The organism is Embleya sp. NPDC008237, from assembly GCF_042956465.1.
In the GTDB taxonomy this organism is placed as follows: Bacteria; Actinomycetota; Actinomycetes; order Streptomycetales; family Streptomycetaceae; genus Embleya.
Map to the genome: position 1 here is coordinate 736,682 of NZ_JBIBGL010000004.1, position 20,830 is coordinate 757,511.

At 72.8% G+C, this 20,830-nt stretch carries 23 protein-coding genes; 12 read left to right on the forward strand and 11 right to left on the reverse strand.

Annotated elements, in window-relative coordinates; genetic code table 11:
- Positions 1 to 173: 173 nt before the first annotated feature.
- Genes ACFZBU_RS13680 through ACFZBU_RS13690 form a run of 3 tightly spaced genes read right to left on the reverse strand, consistent with a single transcriptional unit; the run spans position 174 to position 2,203 of the window.
- Positions 174 to 1,349, reverse strand: a complete 1,176-nt coding sequence (locus tag ACFZBU_RS13680) for an oligopeptide/dipeptide ABC transporter ATP-binding protein (RefSeq protein WP_391583694.1) — start codon at positions 1,347 to 1,349, stop codon at positions 174 to 176.
- The gene (locus tag ACFZBU_RS13685; protein ID WP_391583695.1) at positions 1,346 to 1,645 is read right to left on the reverse strand and encodes an ABC transporter permease subunit; all 300 of its coding nucleotides are present in this window, start codon (positions 1,643 to 1,645) and stop codon (positions 1,346 to 1,348) included. The genes ACFZBU_RS13680 and ACFZBU_RS13685 overlap by 4 nt, the downstream gene beginning before the upstream one ends.
- Positions 1,646 to 1,693: 48 nt before the next feature.
- A complete protein-coding gene (locus tag ACFZBU_RS13690; protein ID WP_391583696.1) occupies positions 1,694 to 2,203 on the reverse strand; it encodes an ABC transporter permease in 510 nt (169 codons plus the stop codon).
- Positions 2,204 to 2,728: 525 nt separating this feature from the next.
- Here ACFZBU_RS13690 and ACFZBU_RS13695 point away from each other — a divergent pair.
- Together ACFZBU_RS13695 and ACFZBU_RS13700 are read left to right on the forward strand one after the other, a co-directional pair.
- On the forward strand, positions 2,729 to 3,217 hold the full coding sequence (locus ACFZBU_RS13695; RefSeq protein WP_391583697.1) for a hypothetical protein: 489 nt from the start codon (positions 2,729 to 2,731) through the stop codon (positions 3,215 to 3,217).
- A gap of 231 nt (positions 3,218 to 3,448) precedes the next feature.
- Positions 3,449 to 4,468 carry an NAD(P)/FAD-dependent oxidoreductase gene (locus tag ACFZBU_RS13700; protein ID WP_391583698.1) on the forward strand — a complete coding sequence of 340 codons (1,020 nt, stop codon included), beginning with the start codon at positions 3,449 to 3,451 and terminating at the stop codon, positions 4,466 to 4,468.
- Positions 4,469 to 4,703: 235 nt separating this feature from the next.
- Here the strand turns inward: ACFZBU_RS13700 and ACFZBU_RS13705 are convergent, their stop codons facing one another.
- The gene (locus tag ACFZBU_RS13705; RefSeq protein ID WP_391583699.1) at positions 4,704 to 5,000 is read right to left on the reverse strand and encodes a hypothetical protein; all 297 of its coding nucleotides are present in this window, start codon (positions 4,998 to 5,000) and stop codon (positions 4,704 to 4,706) included.
- Entirely contained in the window at positions 4,997 to 5,638 is a 642-nt protein-coding gene (locus tag ACFZBU_RS13710; protein ID WP_391583700.1) for a TetR/AcrR family transcriptional regulator, read from the reverse strand. The genes ACFZBU_RS13705 and ACFZBU_RS13710 overlap by 4 nt, the downstream gene beginning before the upstream one ends.
- A gap of 226 nt (positions 5,639 to 5,864) precedes the next feature.
- On the opposite strand from ACFZBU_RS13710, the gene ACFZBU_RS13715 reads away from it, so the two are divergent.
- Positions 5,865 to 6,524, forward strand: a complete 660-nt coding sequence (locus tag ACFZBU_RS13715; RefSeq protein ID WP_391583701.1) for a hypothetical protein — start codon at positions 5,865 to 5,867, stop codon at positions 6,522 to 6,524.
- A gap of 48 nt (positions 6,525 to 6,572) precedes the next feature.
- On the opposite strand, the gene ACFZBU_RS13720 is transcribed toward ACFZBU_RS13715, so the two are convergent.
- Entirely contained in the window at positions 6,573 to 7,169 is a 597-nt protein-coding gene (locus ACFZBU_RS13720; RefSeq protein WP_391583702.1) for a GNAT family N-acetyltransferase, read from the reverse strand.
- A gap of 260 nt (positions 7,170 to 7,429) precedes the next feature.
- Between ACFZBU_RS13720 and ACFZBU_RS13725 the strand changes: the two genes are divergently transcribed.
- Both ACFZBU_RS13725 and ACFZBU_RS13730 read left to right on the forward strand, forming a co-directional pair.
- Positions 7,430 to 8,299: an LLM class flavin-dependent oxidoreductase gene (locus ACFZBU_RS13725; protein ID WP_391583703.1), complete on the forward strand. Its 870-nt coding sequence runs from the start codon at positions 7,430 to 7,432 to the stop codon at positions 8,297 to 8,299.
- 119 nt (positions 8,300 to 8,418) lie between these two features.
- On the forward strand, positions 8,419 to 8,862 hold the full coding sequence (locus tag ACFZBU_RS13730) for a protein-tyrosine phosphatase family protein (RefSeq protein WP_391583704.1): 444 nt from the start codon (positions 8,419 to 8,421) through the stop codon (positions 8,860 to 8,862).
- Between the two features lie 88 nt (positions 8,863 to 8,950).
- On the opposite strand, the gene ACFZBU_RS13735 is transcribed toward ACFZBU_RS13730, so the two are convergent.
- A complete protein-coding gene (locus ACFZBU_RS13735) occupies positions 8,951 to 9,853 on the reverse strand; it encodes a dihydrodipicolinate synthase family protein (RefSeq protein WP_391583705.1) in 903 nt (300 codons plus the stop codon).
- A gap of 72 nt (positions 9,854 to 9,925) precedes the next feature.
- On the opposite strand from ACFZBU_RS13735, the gene ACFZBU_RS13740 reads away from it, so the two are divergent.
- The 3 genes from ACFZBU_RS13740 to ACFZBU_RS13750 all read left to right on the forward strand — a co-directional run bounded on the left by ACFZBU_RS13740 (position 9,926) and on the right by ACFZBU_RS13750 (position 13,899).
- Positions 9,926 to 10,891, forward strand: coding sequence for a LysR family transcriptional regulator (locus ACFZBU_RS13740; RefSeq protein WP_391583706.1), 966 nt, complete (start codon positions 9,926 to 9,928; stop codon positions 10,889 to 10,891).
- A gap of 324 nt (positions 10,892 to 11,215) precedes the next feature.
- The gene (locus ACFZBU_RS13745; protein ID WP_391583707.1) at positions 11,216 to 12,226 is read left to right on the forward strand and encodes a Gfo/Idh/MocA family protein; all 1,011 of its coding nucleotides are present in this window, start codon (positions 11,216 to 11,218) and stop codon (positions 12,224 to 12,226) included.
- A gap of 233 nt (positions 12,227 to 12,459) precedes the next feature.
- Positions 12,460 to 13,899: a lamin tail domain-containing protein gene (locus tag ACFZBU_RS13750; RefSeq protein WP_391583708.1), complete on the forward strand. Its 1,440-nt coding sequence runs from the start codon at positions 12,460 to 12,462 to the stop codon at positions 13,897 to 13,899.
- A gap of 282 nt (positions 13,900 to 14,181) precedes the next feature.
- Here ACFZBU_RS13750 and ACFZBU_RS13755 read toward each other — a convergent pair whose 3' ends face one another.
- From ACFZBU_RS13755 to ACFZBU_RS13765, 3 genes are all read right to left on the reverse strand, one after another.
- The gene (locus ACFZBU_RS13755) at positions 14,182 to 14,394 is read right to left on the reverse strand and encodes a DUF4287 domain-containing protein (RefSeq protein ID WP_391583709.1); all 213 of its coding nucleotides are present in this window, start codon (positions 14,392 to 14,394) and stop codon (positions 14,182 to 14,184) included.
- Positions 14,395 to 14,900: 506 nt separating this feature from the next.
- On the reverse strand, positions 14,901 to 16,139 hold the full coding sequence (locus ACFZBU_RS13760) for a malic enzyme-like protein (protein WP_391583710.1): 1,239 nt from the start codon (positions 16,137 to 16,139) through the stop codon (positions 14,901 to 14,903).
- The gene (locus tag ACFZBU_RS13765) at positions 16,133 to 16,267 is read right to left on the reverse strand and encodes a hypothetical protein (protein ID WP_391583711.1); all 135 of its coding nucleotides are present in this window, start codon (positions 16,265 to 16,267) and stop codon (positions 16,133 to 16,135) included. The genes ACFZBU_RS13760 and ACFZBU_RS13765 overlap by 7 nt, the downstream gene beginning before the upstream one ends.
- 609 nt (positions 16,268 to 16,876) lie before the next feature.
- Between ACFZBU_RS13765 and ACFZBU_RS13770 the strand changes: the two genes are divergently transcribed.
- Complete coding sequence (locus ACFZBU_RS13770; RefSeq protein ID WP_391583712.1) at positions 16,877 to 17,368, forward strand: universal stress protein; 492 nt, start codon at positions 16,877 to 16,879, stop codon at positions 17,366 to 17,368.
- 33 nt (positions 17,369 to 17,401) lie between these two features.
- Here ACFZBU_RS13770 and ACFZBU_RS13775 read toward each other — a convergent pair whose 3' ends face one another.
- Positions 17,402 to 18,151 (reverse strand): response regulator, encoded by a 750-nt coding sequence (locus ACFZBU_RS13775; protein WP_391583713.1) that lies wholly within the window; start codon positions 18,149 to 18,151, stop codon positions 17,402 to 17,404.
- 431 nt (positions 18,152 to 18,582) lie between these two features.
- On the opposite strand from ACFZBU_RS13775, the gene ACFZBU_RS13780 reads away from it, so the two are divergent.
- The 3 genes from ACFZBU_RS13780 (at position 18,583) to ACFZBU_RS13790 (ending at position 20,786) form a co-directional block, all read left to right on the forward strand.
- Complete coding sequence (locus tag ACFZBU_RS13780; protein ID WP_391583714.1) at positions 18,583 to 19,491, forward strand: universal stress protein; 909 nt, start codon at positions 18,583 to 18,585, stop codon at positions 19,489 to 19,491.
- A 315-nt stretch (positions 19,492 to 19,806) separates the two neighbouring features.
- Positions 19,807 to 20,265: a hypothetical protein gene (locus ACFZBU_RS13785; RefSeq protein ID WP_391583715.1), complete on the forward strand. Its 459-nt coding sequence runs from the start codon at positions 19,807 to 19,809 to the stop codon at positions 20,263 to 20,265.
- Positions 20,266 to 20,564: 299 nt separating this feature from the next.
- On the forward strand, positions 20,565 to 20,786 hold the full coding sequence (locus ACFZBU_RS13790) for a hypothetical protein (protein ID WP_391583716.1): 222 nt from the start codon (positions 20,565 to 20,567) through the stop codon (positions 20,784 to 20,786).
- Positions 20,787 to 20,830: the final 44 nt, after the last annotated feature.

Below are 20,830 nucleotides of genomic sequence, written 5' to 3' on the forward strand. Positions count from 1 at the left end.
GCCACCACAACCTGCGGCGAGCAGTACGACGGTGGCAACCGCCGCCGCTGCCCCGGCCATTCGTGTTCTTCGCACAACGATTCCCTCGCTTACTCGATGCCCGACGACGACGCGTCGGGAGTGGTCGGGTCCGAGCCGTTCCGCCGCGAATGCCGACGCGGACGCAGCTACGGCTACCGACGCGGCTGCGGCTGCCGGTGCGGATGTGGGTTCAGTTCGGCCGCACGGTGACAGGCCACCGAACGGTCGACCCGAAGGGCCGATGAACCCGGCCGAAGGGCCGAAGAACCGGCCGCCGAACGAGCAGGCGAACGAGCAGGCGATTCGGCAGGCGATTCGGCAGGCGAATGGGCAGGCGAGCCCGCAGGCGACTCCGCGAACGATCGAACCGCCGACCCGGCCGCCGCAGGCCCTGCCGATGCGCCCGAGCCGGGACCGGCGTCCGTGCCGACGGGCCGGCCCGCACCGGAGACCGCGAGCGTGAGCGGCACCGGACGTTCCACGTGGCAGATCTCCACGGCGTACGGGCAGCGGTGGGCGAAGACGCACCCGCTGAGCCCCGGTGGCCGCACCGCGACCGTGTCCGTTCGGCTCTGTCGACGGGCCCGCTGGGCCCGGGGGTCGGGTTCGGGCACGGCGGCGAGCAGCGCCCGGGTGTAGGGGTGCGCCGGTTCCGAGTAGATCTCCTCGGCGTCGCCGGACTCCATCACCCGGCCCCGGTACAACACGACGATGCGGTGCGACAGATGCCGCACCACCGGCAGGTCGTGTGCGATGAAAAGGTAGCCGAGCCCGAACTCGCGTTGCAGGTCGGCGAGCAGGTTCATCACCTGGGCCCGGATGGACAGATCGAGCGCGCTGACCGGTTCGTCGCAGATCACCGGCCGAGGGGAGATCATCAACGCCCGGGCGATCGCGATTCGTTGTCGCTGTCCGCCGGAGAACTGTCCCGAGTAGCGGCGCGCGGTGTCGGCGGGCATGCCGACCCGCTCCAGCATCTCCGCGACCCGTTCCTCGGTCGGTACCCGCTGCGACCATCCGTGGACCAGGAGCGGTTCGGCCAGGGTCTGCCCGATCGTGCGGGCGGGGTTCAGCGACGAGTACGGGTCCTGGAAGACGACCTGGAGGCGGTCCGCGAGCCCGCGACGGGTGTTGCGCGTGGCGTGCGTGATATCCACGCCCTCGAACCGGATACGGCCCGCGTGCACCGGGTTCAAGCCGAGCACGGCCCGACCGATGGTGGACTTCCCCGAGCCGGACTCCCCCACCAGGCCCACCGTTTCGCCCGCTCCGATACCCAGCGAGACACCGACGCGCTCGACTCCGGTGGTGGAAGTGGGCGTGTTCATGCGGCACGCATCCTCGGGTCGAGTCGGCCGTACGCCAGGTCGACCAGGAGGTTGACCAGGACCACGAACAGGGTGATGTACAGGACGGTGCCCTGGATGACCGGGATGTCGTGCTGGATCGTCGCCTGTTGGATCAGACCGCCCAGGCCGGGCATCGCGAACACCGTTTCCACGAACACCGTGCCGGCGAGCAGATTGACCAGTACGACGCCCAGCACCGTCACCACCGGCATGGCGGCGTTGCGCAGGATGTGCCGGTACAGGATCGACCGGCGGGAGAACCCGTTGGCCTCCATGACGCGGATGAAGTCCTTGGTGGAGACGTCCAGGATCGAGTCGCGGGTCTACTTGGAAATGACCGCCACCGCGCCGAGCGAGAGCGAGAGCACGGGCAGGGCCAGCGAACGGCCCCACTCCACGGGGTCGTCGGCCGGGAACACATATCCGGTGACCGGGAACCACCCGAACTCGACGGCCGGGACGGCGATCAGGACGAGGGCCAGCCGGAACGCCGGCACGGCGAGGCCGAGCAGCGAGAGCACGTCGACCGCTTTGACCAGCGGTCCGCCGCGGCGTGCGCTGAGGATGCCGAGGGTCACGCCGGCGACGCCGGAGACGGCCGTACCGGTCAGGATCAGCGACAACGAGACGGGAATACGGCTGTCCGGCATCGCGGTGACCGACTCGCCGCTGAACAGCGAGGATCCCAGGTCGCCGTGCGCGACGCCCGCGAGCCAGTCCCGATACTGCTCCGGCAACGAATCGTTCAGGCCGAGCTGGTCGCGGACCGCGTGGTAGTGCTCCTCGGTCGCGTGCTGACCGACGATGGTACGGGCGGGGGCGGGCGGGTGCACGCCACCGATCGCCTCCGGACCCACCGAACGCGACTGATCGATAGGGCCCGTACGCCACGTCGTCGACGACGCCCCGTGCGCCGACCGTACGTGGCCGCGTACACCGCGAAGTCGTCGCCCGTGATTGGCGAATGCCCAATGTGGAGCAAGTCTCCGGCGAGTCGCGCGACGAACGTCCGCAGTGGGCGGTACGGCGTTCGCGGGCTCCGGACCGGCGGTGTTGCCGGCCGGAGTGGGCCGGCGGGCGCGGCGTGCCGGCAGGGGTGCGGCCGGGGAGGTTCCTTGGATAGAGTGCCGCGGCTGATCGGCCACGCGTACCACGGAGGCGACTTGACCAACCATCCGGGATATCCAGGCTCGCAGAGCCCCCCTCCTCCTCCGCATCATGGCCAACCCAAGTGGGCGTGGTGGGTGGTGGGCATCGCCATTCCGCTGATCGGCATCATCGTCACCATTACCGTCAGTCGGTCCGATTCGGATTCGGATTCGAAGACGCCGTCGGCGAATTCGGCTCCCGTGCCCGGCGTGCAGAGCCCGCAGGCTCCGCAGGTCTCGCAGAAACCGCCGACCACCACCGGCGGCGGCGGGCAGTCGACCTCGAACGCACCGGCACCCGGCGGTCAGCCGGCCCGGGTCCTGTTCGGGCCGGGTCCGGTCACCGTCGATCCGAACAAGCAGTACGTCGAGTTCGACACCAGCCCGCCGCTGGTCTCCCAGTCGAACAAGGCGGTGGACCTGTTCTTCGCGTACACGCTGGGCGACCCCGACCTCATGACGGTGGGCTCCACCAATACCCTGGCCGCACTTCCCCAGGGCAGCCCCGAGCCGACGGCGGAGGTGTGTGCCGACGCGGTCGCCAAGCGCGGCACCTATGTGGGCGGCAAACTCGCCCAAGGCGCCCGCTACTGCATGATCACCAACGAGGGACGCACCGGGTACATCAAGGTGACCGGACCGGCCGCCGCCGGCGTTCCGCTACGTCTGGAAGCGACCGTCTGGGATCTTCCCGGCTGAGGCCGGGCATTCGCCGCCGGCCATCCCGTATTCGGGCACGGCCGTACGTCGTTCCCGGGTTCGCGCGCGAGACGAGCAGCCGCGTCGGGCGCCCGCGCCCGGCGCGTGTGCGCGGCGCGTAGCGCGACCCGCGCGCCGCCGCGCTCGCACGCACCGTCGCTTTTGCCGAACTGGCAAAGAAGCTTGCCGAAACCTCAGCCCGGTCGCATGGTCGTCGTGGAGGTGGTCACGATGACCGATCGGCCGATGAATGACGACTACGACGTGGTGATCGTCGGCGGTGGAGCCGCGGGACTGAGCGGGGCGTTGACGTTGGCGCGCGCTCGGCGCTCGGTGCTGGTGATCGACGTCGGTGCCCCGCGCAACACCCCGGCCGAGGGCGTACACGGGCTGCCGGCACTGGACGGAATCGCGCCGACGGAGTACCTGGCACGGGTCCGGGCCGAAGTCCGCGGCTACGGCGCGCACGTGGTCGACGGCGAGGTGGAGACGGTCGGCCGTATGGGGGACGGGTTCGCGGTGACGTCGACCGACGGCCGTATCGTCCGCGCCCGTCGGCTGCTGGTGACCACCGGGCTGGTCGACGAGTTGCCGAACGTGCCGGGGCTGCGCGACCGGTGGGGCCGGGACGTGCTGCACTGCCCGTACTGCCACGGTTGGGAGATCCGCGACCGCGCCGTCGGGGTGTTGGGCTGTGGGCCGCTGTCGGTGCACCAGGCGCTGCTGCTGCGCCAGTGGAGCGCGGATGTCACGTTCTTCGCGCACACCGTGCCGCCGACCGACGAGGAGGCGGAGCAACTGGCCGCCCGCGGCATCCGCGTGGTCGCGGGCACGGTGGCCTCCCTGGAGGTCGCCGGGGACCGCCTCGTGGGAGTTCGGTCGGCCGACGGCACCGTGGTCGAGCGTGCGGCGTTGGTGGTGGCACCGCGTACGGTGGCCCGCGCCGGATTCCTGACCGGGCTCGGATTGTGGCCGGTGGAGCATCCGTCGGGGGCCGGCGAGCACATCCCGTGCGATCCGGGCGGCGCCACCGACGTGGCCGGCGTGTGGGTCGCGGGCAACGTCGCCGATCCCTCCGCCCAGGTCGGCGCCGCGGCGGCGGCGGGTGCCGCCGCCGCGATCCGGATCAACGCCGACCTGGTCGCCGAGGAGACCCGACGCGCGGTCGCCGCCCGCCGGGACCCGTTCTCGGCCGAACACGAGGCGCGCGTATGTGCAAGCGTGCTGGGCGACCGCCGGCACGGTCTGTGAACCGGGCGCCGGCGCGGCCGGTGGTCGCTTCCGCCGGCCGGCGGCGGGCGAATCAACTCGCCGAGGTCACCGCGACGGCCGCCCGGTCGCGACGCCACGCGTAGCCGCCGAGCAGGATGGCGACGACGGTGGTGGGCGGCGAACAGGTAGATCGAGCGCAGCCCGGGACCGTCGTTGACGACCCGGCCGCCGAGCCAGGCGCCCAGGGCGGCGGCGAGTTGGTACGCGGACGCGTTCACCGCCATGCCAGGGTGGGCGCCTCGGCGGCGGTGGTCAGCACCCGGGCCTGCATCCCGGGAATGACCGAGAAGCCCAGCGCGCCCACCACGAACACCATGATCGCGGTGAGCGCCCGGTTGCCGCCGACCGTCCGGATCAGCACCAGGGCCGCCGCGAGGGCGGCGAGCAGGCCCGGTTGGGCCGCCATCGGCGCGCGGTCGGACAGTCGGCCGCCGATCACGTTCCCGACCGCCGCGCCGACGCCGTAGATCAGCAACAACAGGGGGATGGCGCCGTCCGCGAAGCCGGTCACGTCTGTCGACAGGGGCGCCAGGAAGGTGAACACGGCAACAGGCCCGCGTTGCCGACCGCGGTGAGTGCGATCGCCAGTTCGTCGGTCACCTTCGCGAGCACCCGCAGGCCGTAGTACGCGCTCCGGAACGCCCTCGCCACCTGGAGCGGCGGCCTACCGGCGGTGAGTTCGCCGGTGGCCCGGCCCACCGCCACCAGTCGGCACAACGCCTGTTCCAGATCCACGAACTGGCGGTGTACCAGCGCCGCGACGGCCTCGTTGCGCCCGCCGGGTTCGGTGGCGGCGTTCAAGGCCAGGCAGCCGCGCCGCCCGGGGTCGGCCATGTCGACCTCGATCACGCCGAGCATCAGATCCCGCAACCGCTCCCGCACCGACCAGGATTCGGACGCGGAATCGGATTCGGATTCGGATTCGGCCGGCAGGTCGAGCTGCGCCCGGGCGGGCACCTCGGCGTAGCACCGGAATGCCTCCTCGTACAGGCGGTGCTTGCTGCCGAAGGCGTTGTACAGGCTCCCGCGACCCAGCCCGGGGCGCTCGCACAGGTCCTGGGTGCTGGTGCCCTCGTAGCCCTTCTCCCGGAACACCGCCGGCGCGGCGTCCACCACGGCCTGGTCGTCGAACTCGCGGGGACGGCTCATGATCCGAACGCCAACCAGTTCTGTACACATCAGTCAAGTACCTGATCGAGCCGTCGCCCTCACCCCGGGCCGAAGGACACGCCGGGCCGTCGTCGCACGGTCGGGTGCATCCGGCGGGGTCGCTCCGGGGTGAATCCGTACGCGCGACGGGCGCGCGGCGTGCGGCCGGCCGGGGGGCGAGTCACGGCGACGCGGCGGCGTGGGCGCTCCGCCATAGACTCCGAGCGTGGCCGGACAAACGAGTACGACGCCGCTGTCGGATGTGCGCTTCGTGGGGTTGCGTTTTCGGCTGGAGACGCGGGGGTTACAGCGCCCGGTCCCGGTCGAGGTCGCCGCACTCACCCATCACGGTCCGGGCGATCACGTCGCCTGGCGCGCGTATGCCCCGATCGAACCTCCCGCGCCCGGAAGCCCACCACCCGCGCCGATCACCGTCCCGGTACCGCCCGCCGCACCCGGTTCCCTCGCCGCGGCGCTCGCGGACATCGAACGCCACGTGGTCCGCGACCTCCCGCACGCGGTGATCGGGCTGCCGCCGTTCGCCGAGAAGACGCTCGTTCGGGAACAGCGCGCCTATTGCCCGCTGCTCGCCTCGTGCGTCGTCCTGGACGTGATGACCCTGGCCGCGGTCGTCGGTCCGACCGCCACACCACAGTCCTTCGACTCCAGGCTCCGGCACATCGGCCTGCGCCCTCCCCACGAACGCGCGGTCACCTGGGACGCGTACGCGCTGGCCCACCTGTTCCACACCACCGTCGCCCAAGGCATCGCCGCGGGCCGCTGGTCCACCCTGGAGGACCTCATCCGGGTCGCCGGGTCCTCCGTACCCGCCGTCGAACCCGAATTCATGCCCGCACTCGACGTGCAGGAGTCCCTCTTCGACTGACCCCGCCCCGTGCGACCACGGGACCGCGCTGCCGTTCGCCGAAGCGGGTCAGCGGGGTGGGGCCGAGAGCGGGCCGCTGCCCGCCGTGCGCAGGAGGGGTTTGGTCATCGCCCGGGTGATCGTCGGGTCGCGGCCGTCTACGTAGGGGTCGCGCAAGGTGTAGCCGGCTCCCGCGAACAGCGCCAGGGCCCGCATGTTGCGGCTGCCGGTCTCCACCACCAGTCGCCGGGCGCCGGCCTGGGCGGCGGTGTGCTCCAGTGTGCCGAGCAGACGGCGGCCGTGGCCGTGGCCGCGCTGCTCGGGGCTGACGTACAGGCGTTTGATCTCCGCCGCCCGACCGGGCATCGTGCGCCATCCGCCGCAGCCGACCGGGGCGTGTCCGCTGTAGGCGAGTACGAACAGGCCCTCGGGGGGCTCCAGATCGCGAGGCTCGGTGGTGTCGGGATGATCGGCGAAGCCGTACAGGCCGACCTGCTCCGAATACAGGGCGTACAGGAGGATCTGCGTGTCCGGATGGGTGTAGGGACGCGGCACGAGACGAACGTCGGCAAGGGCGTTGGGGCCATCGGCGCCGAACGGCCCGTGGTGGCCCGGCGCCGCGCCCAGCACGGCCCCGCCCTTGGCGCGGTGCGCGAAACGGATCAACGACCTGCTCCCTTCCCGCCGACCCCGCACATCGGGGCTCCACCACGATTCTCCGTGAAGCCCCCACACCCCGAACAGTGGCCCCGGCCAACAGACCCCAAACAAGTCCCGCCAAGTCCCCACCCCCATCCGGCCGCTCACCCCCCTCGGCCCCGCTCCCGCCCCCCGGGCCGACCGTCGACCTCGGGGCAAGGACTCGCCCGGCGCACCGGGCCCATGGACGGGTTGCCCGGGTCGGCGGGGCGGAGCAGGATGCGGGGATGCGTTTCTCTGTCAACATCCCGAACTTCGGTGACTTCGCCGATCCCAGGACGGTGGCCGCGGTCGCGGTCGCAGCCGAACAGGCCGGCTGGGACGGCCTGTTCGTCTGGGATCACGTGGTGCACGACAAACAGGCGCGGCGGGGTCAACCCTTCGGGGATCCGTGGATGTTGCTGACCGCGGCGGCGTTGGCCACCTCGCGGATCCGACTGGGCACCCTGGTCACCCCGGTCCCGCGCCGGCGTCCGCAGCAACTGGCCCGTCAGGTGGCGACGTTGGATGCGCTCAGCGGTGGGCGGGTGATCTTCGGGGCCGGACTGGGCGGACCGGTCGAGGACGAGTACGGCGACTTCGGCGAGCCGACCGACCCGGTCGTCCTCGCCGAGCGCCTGGACGAGGGCCTGGGCCTGTTGGACCGCTACTGGTCGGGCGAACCGGTGGACCACGACGGACCGCACTACCGGGTTCGGGACGTGACGCTGCTGCCCGCCTCGACGCAGCGTCCGCGACCGCCGGTGTGGATCGGCGGGTTCTGGCCCAATCGGCCGCCGATGCGCCGCGCCGCGCGCTGGGACGGCGCGGTCCCGTTGTTCGCCTCGGCCCGGCACGGTCACGCCCCGCCGGTCGAGCAGGTCCGCGACCTGGTCGCGTACGTGCGCAAGCACCGCGACGACCGATCCGAGGCCCCCTTCGAGTTCGTCCTCGGCGGCGTCAGTCCCACCGATCCGGCCCGGGCCCACGATCTGCTCGGGCCGCTGATCGACGCCGGCGCCACGTGGTGGGACGAACGCCAACGCATGGACAACGCCGACCTGTACCTGTCGGCCCCGATCCTGCGCCGGATCGAAGCGGGGCCACCCGTCTTCTAGTGCCGCGCCGCCCGTCGCGGGCGCGACCGTGCTCGCCGCGCTCTCGCGCACTCCGCTGCGGCGCCGACGGTCGATGACAGCGGCACATCCCGACCGTAACCCGATCGGAGCACCACTCGATGAACGACACCTCTCTCACGAACGCCCTGCACCTGCCGGACGGCACCGCGATCCGCGGGCGCGGTTTGCGCCGGCCGTTGCCGGACGGGCCGGTCCCCGAATTCGGCCTCTACCTCGGCTCCGACCGACTGCGCCGCCGGCACGAGGAGGGGCTGTCGTGGCCGCACACGTGGATCGACTGGCCCGACTTCCTCCTGCCGCGCGATCGGGACGCGGCCGTACGCGAGATCCGCGCCCTGTACGAGCGGGCCCGTACCGGCGCCTCGGTCGAAGTCGCCTGCGCCGGCGGCGTCGGCCGCACCGGTACGGTCATCGCCTGCCTCGCCGTCCTGACCGGGCTCGACCCCACCGACGCCGTCGCCTGGACCCGACGACACCACCACCCCCGCGCCGTCGAAACCCCATGGCAGCGCCGCTGGGTGACCCGCTTCCCGGCCGGGTGACCCCGCGCCTTCGACGCACAGGACGGCGCCCACCCGATCGCGCACACCGGCCATCGTCCCCGCCGGAGCCGATGGGCCGCGCCGGCGCCTACGCGCCCAGGTCGGCCAGGCACTTCAGGGTTGCGTCGATGGACGGGCGCCGGGCGGGCAGCAGGGGCAGTCGTACGTCCGGGGTCGGAATCCGGCCCTGCGCGTGCAGGACGCCCTTGATCACGGTCGGGTTGGGTTCGCCGAACGCCGCGGCCGACATCCTCGCCAGCGCGTGGCCCAGGTCCCGGGCCCGGGCCGGGTCGCCGTCCCGCCAGGCGTCGGCCAGTTCCACGAACCGGCCGGTGGCCAGGTGCGCCGAGGCCAGGATGCCGCCCGCCGCCCCCAGGGCCAGCAGCGGTGACAGGAACAGGTCGTCGCCGGCCAGCACCGTGAAGTCCGGCGGGAGATCGCCGAGCAGGTCCACCGCCTCCTGATCGATGCCGCCCGTCGCGAGCTTGACCCCCACGACACCGGGGATCCGGGCGAGTTCGCGCAGTCCGGCCGCGTCGAGCGCCTGCCCGGTGCGGTACGGGATGTGGTAGACGATCAGCGGCAGCGGGCTTGCGCTCGCCAGCCGGGCGAAGTGTGCCCGAACGCCTGCCTGCCCGGGACGCGTGAAGTACGGGACGGGCACCAGCGCGGCGGCGGCCGTCGGCCACCGCGCGGCGAGGTCCGCGAGGACACGCGCACCGGCCCGGGTGTCGTTGCCACCGGCGCCGATCGTCAGGGCCGCGCCGCGGGCCGCGCACACCCGCGCGCACACGTCCACCACCGCGCGCTTCTCGTCGGCGTCCAGCGTGGCGGCCTCACCGGTCGTCCCCAGCGCGACGATCCCCGCGGCGCCCGCGTCCAGGACGCCGTGGGCGAGGCCCTCCAGCGCCTCCTCGGCGACGTCTCCGTCGGCGGCGAACGGCGTGACGAGCGGTACGTGAACCCCGTGCAGGGGTGGGCATCGGTTCATACCCACCAGGGTGGCCCGCGCATTTCGTTCAGGTCCAGTTCACATTTGTGAATCCGAGCGTAAGCTGAGCTGATGCTCGATGTGCGCCGCCTGCGCCTGCTGCGCGAACTCTCGCTGCGCGGCACGATCGCCGCGGTCGCCGAGGCGCTCGCCTTCACCCCGTCCGCGGTCTCCCAGCAACTCGCCACCCTCGAACGCGAGGCGGGCGTCCCCCTGCTGGAGCGCACCGGCCGGCGGGTCGCGCTCACCCCTGCCGGCCGGAACCTGGTCCGGCACGCGGAGGCCGTCCTGGACCACCTGGAACAGGCCGCGGCGGAACTGGCCGACACGCGCCGAGGCCTGGCGGGCCCGCTGCGGATCGGCACCTTCCCCACCGCGACCCGAACGATCGTCCCGGCCGCCCTGGCCCGTCTCGGCGACCGGCACCCGGGGCTGGAGCCGATGGTGCTGGAGATCGACCCGGCCGGCGTCGCGGGCGCGTTGCGCGCGGGTGATCTGGACGTGGCGCTGATCCACGAGTACGACTTCGTCCCGCCGACGGACGAACCGGGCCTGGCCGACCGGCCGTTGTGCACCGAGGCGATGTACCTGGCGGCGCCGACCTCCGCGCCGGCCGCCGAGGCCGCCTCCTCGGTGCTCGCGCACTGGCGCAACTCGCCCTGGATCACCGCGACTTCGGGCACGATGTGCCACGCGATGACGATCCGGGCCTGTCAGGCCGCCGGGTTCACCCCGCATGTGCGCCACCAGGTGGACGACTTCGCCACCGTACTGGCACTGGTCGCGGCCGGTCAGGGCGTCGCCGTCGTACCGCGGCTCGGCATCGCGGATCCGCCGCCCGCGGTACACCTGACCCGGCTGGCGATCCATCGCCGCACCAGGATCGCCTTCCGCAGCGGCGCCGCCGCGCACCCCGCGGTGGCCGCGGCCGTCGAAGCCCTGCGCGCAGCCGTACCGAGCGGGCTGACCGAGACGCCGCCGCCGTCACCACCGGCCGCCCCGCACACCCCACGGCGAGGCCGACGACCGCGCCCCTGACCCCACTCACCCGGCCGCACGAGCCTGCCGGCACCCGCCACGGGCACACCTCGGTCGGCGTCGCGGTACAGGACGCGGTGGTGGTGGCACTGGTGGTCGCCGCCGCAGGGAGCGATCGATCGGCACGGAGATCGCGTTGGCGTAGCGGCCGGGCGATGGCGGGTCCGCAGAACCGATCGGCCGGGTCGACCCGCGAGCCCCGCCGGGTGGCTCCGGTGTGCGGGGTCCGGCAGGGCGTATGGCACGCTCCATCCGAGCACGTCGCGCCGTTCGCCGAACCCTCGGTGGTCGCGCGGGATCGAGACCGAGTCGTGGAGCACGCCGATGAACGACGGTACGCGGACCATCCGATGGGGGATCCTGGCCACCGGCGGCATCGCCGCCGAGTTCACCGGGGCACTGCAGAGCCTGCCGAACACGGAGGTCGTCGCGGTCGGCTCGCGCAGCGCGGAGGCCGCGAAGGCGTTCGCCGAACGGTTCGGCATCCCCCGCGCCCACGGCAGCTGGGCCGAACTGGCCGCGGACGACGACGTCGACGTCGTCTACGTGGCCACGCCGCACTCGGCGCACCGGCTCGCGGCCGGGCTGTGCCTGGAGGCGGGTCGGGCCGTGTTGTGCGAGAAGGCGTTCACCCTCGACGCGCGGGAGGCCCGCGAACTCGTGGAACTGGCGCGCGCTCGCGGGCTGTTCCTGATGGAGGCGATGTGGACGTACTGCCACCCGCTGATCCGCCGACTGCGCGAGGTGATCGCCGCCGGTGAGATCGGCGAGATACGCAGCGTCTCGGCGGCGTTCGGCTTCGCCGGAGAGTTCCCGCCCGGGCACCGGCTGCGCGATCCCGCGCAGGGCGGCGGCGCGCTGCTCGATCTCGGCGTGTACCCGGTGTCGTTCGCTCAGTTGTTGCTCGGTGAACCCGACGCGATCCGCGCCTGGGCGCACCTGACCCCCGAGGGTGTGGACGACAACACCGGAATCGTGCTGGGCTGGAACAACGGCGCCGTGGCCACCCTCGGCTGCACGTTCACCGCGGACACCGACGCGCCCGCGACGATCACCGGCACCAAGGGGCGGATCGAATTCGCCGAGGGCTTCTTCTACCCGGACCGCTTCGTGATCCACCGGTCGGGCCGGCAACCGCAGACCGTCCTGCTCGCCGAGGCCACCGCCGACCCCGAACGCGGCACGATGCGTCACGAGGCCGCCGAGGTGAACCGCTGCCTGCGCGCCGGCGAGACCGAATCGCCCCTGGTGCCACTGGCGGGCACCCTCGCGGTGATGCGCACCCTGGACACCGTCCGCAAGCAGATCGGCGTCACCTACCCGGGAGTGGACTGACCCGTCCCTGATGCCCCAGTCGACCGGCTCGTCCCGCCAACCGGCGTGTCCTGCACGGGGTTTCCGCACCACAGGTCACCGAAGTCGCCTCGGCCGGCTCCGGAACGCAGCCGGCCCCGCGCCCTTCCCACGCCGTTTGCGGCAAGTTCAGGCATCCGTCGCCGATATGCCGGAACCTTTTCGACAGGAGGGTGTGCGCTGCCCGACCCCCTGAGACAAAAGGACTGGTCACCTTGCTTACGCATTGGCGTGGAAGAGTCCGACTCGTCGCCGTCGCCCTGTCCGTCACGGCCCTCGGGTTGTCCGGCTCACCGGCGTCCGCACTGACCCCGCCCCGAACGCAGGCCCAGGCAGCAGCCGGAGCCCAGGCCCAATCCGCGGTGCGGATCAACGAGGTCGAGTCGAACGGCGGTTCACCCGGCGACTGGGTCGAGTTGGTCAACACCGGCTCCACGGCCGCCGACGTGTCCGGCTGGGTCGTCAAGGACAACGACAACTCGCACTCGTACACCATCGCCGCCGGCACCTCCCTGCCTGCGGGCGGGCATCGGGCGCTGGACGTCGACTCCTCGTTCGGGCTGGGCGGTTCCGACTCGGCACGCCTGTTCCGACCCGGCGGCTCCACCCTGGTGGACTCCTACTCCTGGACCGCGCACGCCGGCACCACCTACGGCCGCTGCGCCGACGGCACCGGGGCGTTCACCACGACCACCGCACCCACCAAGGGCGCGGCGAACGCGTGCGGGCAGCCCTCCGGGACCGCCTGGCCGGGCGGCGCGAGCGTCACCGTGGCCGACGCCTCGAACGTGTTCGGCACGAACCTCAGCGGTCTCTCGTTCCAGAGCGCCGGCGTGTTGTGGGCGGTGCGCAACGGCCCGAGCAGGCTCTACCGGCTGGTGCCCGACGGTGCGAAGTGGCGTCCGGATCCGTCCGGCGGCTGGGCGTCCGGCAAGCCGCTGAACTACGCCGACGGCGGCGGCGATCCGGACGCGGAGGGCGTGAGCGTCACTCCCGACGGGATGTTCGTCGCCACCGAACGCGACAACGACGACGACGGCGTCAGCATGCCGAAGATCCTTCGCTACGACGTCTCCGGCACGGCCGGCGCGCTGAACGCGACCGCCGAATGGAACCTCACCGCCGATCTGCCCGCGGTGGCCGCCAACAGCGGTCTCGAGGGCATCTCGTGGATCCCGGACACGTTCCTCACCGCCCACGGTTTCCGCGACGAACACACCGGCGCGACCTACGATCCGGCCGCCTACCCGGGCCACGGCAGCGGCCTGGTCTTCGCCGGCCTGGAGGCCAACGGCACGGTGTACGCCTACGCGTTGAACCAGAGCGGCGGCGGATACACCCGGATCGCCACGATCGCGAGCGGATTCCCCGCGCTGATGGACCTCGAATTCGAGCCCGCGACCGGCCACCTGTGGGCCGCCTGCGACGACACCTGCCAGGGCCGGGCCGCCGTGCTCGACATCGACACGCAGGGTCGGTTCACCGCAACCGCCCGGTACGACCGCCCGACCGGGCTGCCGAACCACAACAACGAGGGCTTCGCCATCGCACCGCAGGCCGCCTGCGTCGCGGGCGTCAAGCCGGTGGTGTGGGCGGACGACGGCAACGACGACGGCCACGCCCTCCGCTCCGGCACCCTCACCTGCACCCCGTAGGCAACCGCACAACCGAACGATCCACACGGGACGGGCGACCGCATCACGCCATCGCCCGTCCCGCCGCGCAAGCACCGACCCGTCGCCCACGGGCGCCCGGGACCCGCCCACGCCCGGTCACCCACGCACTACGGCCACCTGTCCGGGTACAGCAGAGCCGTACCCGGGACGGCGGCCGTCTCGCCGGCCGGCCTCGACACCGCGGGCCCGCACCCCCGTGGCGGGCCCGCCACGCCCCGGTCCGTCGGCGACACCCCGCGTGCACGGGTACGCCGCGGACCCCTACTCGGCGTTGTCCTCGGCGAGGGTGTGTGCCACGAGGGCGTTCGCGTGGCCGTGACCGAGGCCGTGCTCGGTCTTGAGCCAGGTGACCAGTTCCATGTGCCTGGTCAGCGGCGAGGACCGGATCAGGCCCTGCCATTCCGAGATGGACCGGCCGTACTTCTTCTCGATCGAAGGAAAGTACGCGGCAGGGCCCTTCACGACGTCGCTCATCTCTCGTCTCCTCTCGCCGGATGGTGATCTCGTGATCGTGAGGTCGGATTGTGACAGAGCGCCCGCTGCCGGTGAAGCACCCGAGTCGCTCGGCCCCTGCCGTCCTTCTTGCGGATATGACCGCCCTCGCCCACCCGACTCATCGGCGTCGGAAAGAGATCCAGGTCACATTTCCCGCCCGCCTCGCGACAGCCGGCCCGGCGCCGGGCGGTCGCCGAGATCGCCCGGATCGGCCGCAACACCCGTCCCACCACCAACCAGCCCGGCACGGCGGCCGATACGGTCACCACCGTGAGCGCGATCGCGGCCTGGGTCGGCACCACGGACGACATCGTCGAACGCGCCCGATCCGCGAGGTCGGCCGGCGTCGGCAGGCCCTCGGGACCGGCGGACGACTCGGGGCCGATGTCGATCGAGATCCGGTGCCGCATGCTCCGCCGCACCAACAGGCAGGTCGGCGCGGTCGGCACCACGCCCGCGGCCGGGACCAGCCGCGCGGCCCCGGCTCAGCCCGAGTCGGGCGTGAGTACATGCGTGGCCGCAGCCGCGATCGCCGCCGTCAGGCCCGGCTGGTCCGGTGCGGGCAGCAGTGCGTTCCGGGGCGTGCCCTCGATCAACGCACGTACGGCGGCGACGCGCGCGAGCGCGGTGATCGGCCGCCGGGTCACGGTGGCCGCCGTGAGCAGTCCGGGCAGCGCGTGCAGCGGGCGCGGGCCGGTGGTGGCCGCCGCGAAGGGCGGCGGCGCCTCGGGCCGGGCGCGCAGGATCGGTACGCCCTCCGGCGGCGTGGCCAGGCCGGTCAGGTCGACGATCAGGTCGGCCTCGGCGGCGACCTTGTGCAGCGTGCCACCGCCCGGGCCGAAGGGGTCGAACAGGGTCAGGTCGGCGATCCCGGCGGCGATCAGCAACCCGGTCAAGTCCCCGCCTCGCGCCGGATCCACCAGCACCACGCGCCCATCCAACGGATTCACGCCGCGGTTGACCAGCGCATTGACCGTCGCGGCGGCGATCGCGACGGCGAGGCCGTCGTTGAGGGTGTCGAGCAGGAGTATCGGCGGCGTGGGCCCGAGGATCGTTCGGGTGGTCGACACGTGTTCGGGGCGGGTGTGCACGAGCACGGCCGCGGCGAAACCGGGGGCGAGCAACCGCACCGCCTGGGCGATGTCCTCGACGTGCGGCGTGGCGATGGGCAGCGGGAAGACGTCCAGCCCGGTGGCCCGGCGCAGGTGTACGGCCTGGGATTCGAGGGCCGGCAGCGCGGCGTCGGCGGGCAGCGCCTCGAAGTCCAGCACGGCGCTGGCGTCGCTGATCAACGCGACGCGGTGCCGTCGTCCGGTGTAGTGGTCGGTCTGATCGGGGTGTGCGGCCAGGTGCGAGACGACGCGACGGTCGGCGTCGGCGTCGAGCAGGGCGATGTCGTGACCGGTCGTGGTCGCCGCGCAAACCCGCAGGGTCAGCTTGCCGGTGGACGCTGCGGCGAACACCGGGTCCTGGGTGTGCAGCAGGTCCGCGCCCAGGCGCCGGGTCAGCGTCCGGGTGAGCCAGGTGAGCGTGCCGGCACCGTCGGCGTCCAGCGTGATGCGACACGTGCCCATGGCGTCCGGTGCGTCCACGCGGCTGGTCACGGTGCCGGGTGCTTCGGTGAGGATGGCCGCGACCAGGCCGGCGGCGCCGGGTGGTACGTGGATGCGGATGCTGTAGGCCGGGTTGGTCGCGGAGGGTCCCGGCAGGTCGCGGTTCACCACGGCAGCACCCGGGGCGGCACGTGCCCGGTGGTCTCGGATGCTTCCCGCCGGTCGTCCATGGCGCGGGTCCCTCGTTCCTCGAAGATCGACATTCTGTCGATGAAGCCTGACGTCCCGTCGATGTCCACGCGTTGCGCGCGGGCACCTCGGTGTCCGTACGTGCCGACCCCGGGCCCCTGCGTGTTCGCGCGTGGGGCTCGCGGCGACCCGGCCCAGCCTGTCGCGGACCCCGACGGCGACCCGGGGTGCGGCGGCCCGCAGGTCTTCGAGCAGACCCATCCGATCGGTGAGCGGGCGGCCGGTCGGGATCCGCCGCGCGTCCGTATTCGGGTCACGGGATCGATCCGTGCCCCGCCTCCCGACCGTGCCCGGTCGAGGGCGGAGGTCCATGGCGCCGCATCCGGCCGGTCACGGATCGGGCAGTTGCAGACTTTAGCAAGTCGCACCCCGACGCACCGAAACCGTGCGGCGCGCCCCACGACTCACGCACCCAACGCCCCGACCCGGTGCAGCGCCCCACGACTCACACTCCGACGCGCCGACACCGGGCGCCCCCAACTCACACGCCCAACCCGCCGAGACCGGACAGCCCCCACGACTCACGCGCCCCGGCGTACGGCGGCCGGACCGCGCGCCCGCGCCCGTGTGCGTTGCGGGCTCGGAGGGGGCGGGTCGACACTGGCCGGGAGGGCTCGCTCGTGCCCGGGGCCCTTCCCTGCGGCTCGTGGGAGGCGCACATGTCACCGTCGAGCGAGGACCCCGCCCCGCGCGACCTGGTCGTGGGCTTCGAAACGTACGCGCGCAGCGGGGCGGCCCTGGTCTTCGCCGCGGACCTCGCCGGGCGCCTGCGGGTTCGGCTGCGGGTCGTGCACGTGCAGGATTCCGCGGACCATCCCAGCGATCCCGATCTCGCCGGATCCGACCTGGAGGCCCGGTACGTGCGCGATACCCTCGCCGGGCACCGCGCGGACGTGGCCGGACTCCTGGCCGATTTTGCGGGCGAGTGGTCCTATGCCGACGAATCGGGCGATGCGCTGCGCCGGATCACCGCGATCGCGCACGACTGCGACGCGCTCATGATCGTCGTCGGCGGGCCGGGCACGGGTCCCGGAACGCTGCTGCATCGCTGGTCGGAACGATCCGTCGCCAAGGAGTTGGCCGGGCATGCCGAGCGGCCGGTGCTCGTCGTCCCCGGCCGGCCTCCGCCCGGGCACGGCGACGCGCACTGATCACGGATCGGGCCTGCGCGGGCGGACACCCGCTCAGTCGCCGGTGCGGTGCGGGAGCGTGCCGGCGAAGACCGCCGCCTGGACGCGGCGTTCGAAGCCCAGCTTGTGCAGCATGGTCGACACGTAGTTCTTGACGGTCTTCTCCGCGAGGTGCATGCGCTCGGCGATCTGCCGGTTGGTCAGGCCTTCGGCGACCAGTTCGAAGATCCGGCGCTCCTGGTCGGAGAGCGAGGCCACCCGGGGGTCCTCGCCCGATCCGGTACGCACGCGTTCGAGCACCTTGGCGGTGACCGCCGGATCCAGCAGCGAGCGGCCGGCCGCGATCTCCCGCACGGCGCGCACCAGATCGCTGCCCCGGATCTGTTTGAGGACGTAGCCTGCCGCGCCCGCCATGATCGCGGAGAACAGCGCGTCCTCGTCGTCGTAGGAGGTCAGGATCAACGCGTTGATCTCCGGGAAGGACGAGCGCACCGCGCGGCAGACGTCGACCCCGCTGCCGTCGGGCAGTCGCCCGTCCAGGACGGCCACGTGCGGGCGCAGCGCCGGTATGCGCCGGATCGCCTCCTGTGCGGACGCCGACTCGCCGACCACCTCGATGTCGGGTTCGCTGCCGAGCAGGTCGGCCAGGCCGCGCCGGACGATCTCGTGGTCGTCCAGCAGGAACACCCGGATGGTGGCGTCCGGTTGCCCGGTCACCGGCCCCGGGACGGGAATGCTCGCGGTGCCCGTGGCCCGCGGAAGCCGTGCTCCGGCGACGCCTTCGGTGCTGAGGCCGGCTTCCATGCTGTGCTCCCCGAGAGTTGCGAACGCGCACCCGGTCGGGTCGGCGCGCACTCAGTCTCGACGGCCGGAGGCCGGTGCGACAGGGTCGGAAGTCCCGGATGATCGGGGCCGGTCGGCCCGCACGTCCGCCGACCGCCGTCCGCCTTCGGAGCCGCCCGCTCCGGCCTCGGAGTCCCCGCCCCGCGCCCGCACCGCCCGGGCCGGTGGATTCGACACCCACGCACGCGGGGTACCCGCACCGGGGCGGGCGATCCGCCCCGCCGCCGAACGGGTCGATCGACGCCGAACCGGCCGATCGGGTCGACCGGACCGAACGGGCCGACCGGCTCGTCCGGAGCGGGACCTCCGGCCCTGGGCCCGGGCCGCGCGACGGCGAAGACTGATCACAGGTCGGCCCACCGGGGCCGCCGAGCACACCGAAGGGATCCGCCGTGAACCAGGCAGCCGACTCCACCGGTTCGACCTCCCAGCCGACTCCCCCGCGCGGGCACGTCGTCGTCGGTTTCGACGGTTCGCCCGGCGCGGACCGGGCCGTGGATCTGGCCGCGGACGAGGCGCTGCGCCGGCACACCACCCTGGAGGTGCTGCACGCCCTCGAATGGGTCGAACTCGGCCACGCCGACGACCACTTCGGGCAACAGCTGCGCGACGAGGCCCGCACCATCGTCGACCGGGGCGCCGAACGCGCCCGGCTGCGCCATCCCGAGCTGTCGATCAGCACCACCATCGAATTCGCCAACGCCATCGACGCGTTGGAGGCCGCGAGCGACCGCGCCGCCCTGCTCGTGGTCGGCAGCCGGGGCCTGGGCGGCTTCGCCGGCCTGCTGCTGGGCTCGGTCAGCCTGCCCGTCTCCGCCGCGACCCGCTGCCCGCTCCTGGTGGTCCACCCGGATCACGACACGAGCGGCGAGGGCGACGCGAAGCCGGTCGTGGTCGGCGTATCCGACGACGAATGCACCCCCGCGCTGGAGGCCGCCTTCGCCTGGGCCCAGTCCCAGGGCCTGCCGCTGCGCGCCCTGCACGTGTGGCGCTACCCGGCCATGATGGCGGGCAGCGCCGGTTACGCCCCGGCCATGTACGACTGGCGCGAGGCGGCCCGGACCACCCTGACCGCCGCCCTCGCGCCGCTGCGCGAGAAGTATCCGGACGTGACCGTCGTCGAGGACATCGCCCTCGACACCCCCGCCCACGCCCTGGTCTCCGCGAGCCCCCACGCCACGGTGGTCGTACTGGCCGCCCACCGCAAATCCGGCCGCTTCGGCCCCAACCTCGGCCGCGTCACCCACGCCGTCCTCCACCACGCCGAGGCCCCCGTCCTGCTCGTCCCGATCACCGGCTGACCGGGTAGCGGATCGGGGGGCGCATCGATCCACCCACCATCGGGATCCGTCGTGCCGGGCCGGGATCGCTCAACCGAGCGGTCCCGGCCCGGCGTCGATGCGGCAGCGGTCGCCGAGGCCGGCCGGCGGCGTCGGTCGTCGAGGCCCGGACGGCGGCGGTCGTCGGGCCCAGGCGACGAGACACCATCCCGCTTCTCGCCGTACCGCGACGGGGCCGGGCTCCCGCCCCCACTCGCCCGCAGCCCGGCCGGTCGCGGCCTCGGCTTTCCGTTCCGGTTGCCGAGGGGGGTACCCGAGATGCGATGATTCGAACATATGAACGACACCGCCGATGCCACGCCGTCCTGGGAGCTGCCCAGCCGGTTCGACGTCGCGCGCCAAAAGGCCCGGCACGGCGCCCAGCCCCCGGGCGGACCCGAGCCCGCGCCCGAGCCGACCGGTTTGGATTCGCGCACGGCGGAGGCGCTGTACGAGGTCTGCCCACCCGGTTACCGCAACCACGAGGTGCTGCGCCGTCACCCGGCGCTGCTGGTACGCCTGGCCCGGCACCATCTCCTGGCCGAGCTGGCCGAGCTCCGCCAGGGCTATTCCGACCTGCGCAGGGAGCTCAAGGACCGGGTTCCCGAGTACGTCATCCCGCAGGCTCTCGCGACGTACCGGCGGGAGGCCGCGGAAATCCACCGCGCGCTCGAACGCGTCGCCGCCATCGAACGGAGCCTGCCACCGCCACCGCCACCCACCCGGCCACGACCCGGGGGGACCCGCGCACCCTGACCGACGGCGACCCCATCCGCACACCGCGGGGAACCCGGCCGCCGGGCGGGCATCGAACGGAGCGCAGGGGTGACGCGGAGCAGGCATCGACCGAGGCGACCACACACCGACCGACGGCCGGGCGGATGCCGGGTGGGCATCGACCGAGGGCCGGCCGAGGCGGAAAATTGGCCTAGACCTTTCCACTCATTGGCATAGACCTATCCGATCCTGCCCGGCTAGCATTCGAGCGACATCGCACCATCTCCGAAGGCATCTCACGACCAGTCAAATGCCTTCCGAAGCAAAGGAGTTGGCACGTGAAGAAACGCATCGGGCTGCTCGTCGCGAGTGCCGCCGCCGTCCTGCTCCCCCTTGCCACCGCGACGAGCGCGAGCGCCGCCGGCGAGTTCCACGTGCGCGGCGTGTATTACACGCAGGCCCAGTGTTACGCGGCGGGCGTGGCGGGCTACGAACTGTGGGGTCCGAGCTTCTTCTGTGCCGACGGCCCCCAGGGGCTGGTCTACCTCTACACGCACTGATCCGGCCGCTTCACCCGCACGGACCGCGCCCCGCCCCGCGACAG

What these genes read in the sequence shown, in the direction of transcription:
- ACFZBU_RS13755 (WP_391583709.1), bottom strand. Translation starts at nt 14,394, where the DNA reads ATGAGCGACGTCGTGAAGGGCCCTGCCGCGTACTTTCCTTCGATCGAG.
- ACFZBU_RS13770 (WP_391583712.1), top strand. Translation starts at nt 16,877, where the DNA reads ATGTCACCGTCGAGCGAGGACCCCGCCCCGCGCGACCTGGTCGTGGGC.
- ACFZBU_RS13785 (WP_391583715.1), top strand. Translation starts at nt 19,807, where the DNA reads ATGAACGACACCGCCGATGCCACGCCGTCCTGGGAGCTGCCCAGCCGG.
- ACFZBU_RS13710 (WP_391583700.1), bottom strand. Translation starts at nt 5,638, where the DNA reads ATGAGCCGTCCCCGCGAGTTCGACGACCAGGCCGTGGTGGACGCCGCG.
- ACFZBU_RS13775 (WP_391583713.1), bottom strand. Translation starts at nt 18,151, where the DNA reads ATGGAAGCCGGCCTCAGCACCGAAGGCGTCGCCGGAGCACGGCTTCCG.
- ACFZBU_RS13735 (WP_391583705.1), bottom strand. Translation starts at nt 9,853, where the DNA reads ATGAACCGATGCCCACCCCTGCACGGGGTTCACGTACCGCTCGTCACG.
- ACFZBU_RS13740 (WP_391583706.1), top strand. Translation starts at nt 9,926, where the DNA reads ATGCTCGATGTGCGCCGCCTGCGCCTGCTGCGCGAACTCTCGCTGCGC.
- ACFZBU_RS13730 (WP_391583704.1), top strand. Translation starts at nt 8,419, where the DNA reads ATGAACGACACCTCTCTCACGAACGCCCTGCACCTGCCGGACGGCACC.
- ACFZBU_RS13745 (WP_391583707.1), top strand. Translation starts at nt 11,216, where the DNA reads ATGAACGACGGTACGCGGACCATCCGATGGGGGATCCTGGCCACCGGC.
- ACFZBU_RS13685 (WP_391583695.1), bottom strand. Translation starts at nt 1,645, where the DNA reads ATGGAGGCCAACGGGTTCTCCCGCCGGTCGATCCTGTACCGGCACATC.
- ACFZBU_RS13700 (WP_391583698.1), top strand. Translation starts at nt 3,449, where the DNA reads ATGACCGATCGGCCGATGAATGACGACTACGACGTGGTGATCGTCGGC.
- ACFZBU_RS13680 (WP_391583694.1), bottom strand. Translation starts at nt 1,349, where the DNA reads ATGAACACGCCCACTTCCACCACCGGAGTCGAGCGCGTCGGTGTCTCG.
- ACFZBU_RS13725 (WP_391583703.1), top strand. Translation starts at nt 7,430, where the DNA reads ATGCGTTTCTCTGTCAACATCCCGAACTTCGGTGACTTCGCCGATCCC.